Genomic DNA, 246 nt, shown 5'->3' with positions numbered 1-246 from the left:
TGCTAGTTCTGCGTCCACCGTTTCGCCGAGCAACTGCTTACCTTCAAGCCGCGGTTTGACCGGGATTATTCGATAGCCCTTTTGTTGCAGGTACTCCATCACTTTGTGGGACGGGCGGCTGTTTTTGTCACTGGCACCCACCAAGGCGGTGGTGCAGATGCTGGCTAGAATGTCGCGAATGCCTTGATTGTTCTCAATGGGCACGAGTGGTCTCCTTGAAGTCGCGGTGGCGTGGTCACAAAAGGA

1 protein-coding gene is annotated in these 246 nt (G+C 54.9%); it reads right to left on the bottom strand.

The genetic code is table 11. The features are described from left to right. Positions 1-204, bottom strand: a 204-nt coding sequence (locus tag ACNQ6O_RS15775; RefSeq protein WP_418054127.1) for a CoA-binding protein, incomplete at its 3' end; no start/stop codon positions are given. Positions 205-246 lie beyond the last annotated feature (42 nt).

This window comes from Marinobacter sp. SBS5, assembly GCF_048285575.1.
In the GTDB taxonomy this organism is placed as follows: domain Bacteria; phylum Pseudomonadota; class Gammaproteobacteria; order Pseudomonadales; family Oleiphilaceae; genus Marinobacter.
Note: the sequence above shows the minus strand (reverse complement) of the source record. Positions and strands in the feature narration are given on the sequence as shown.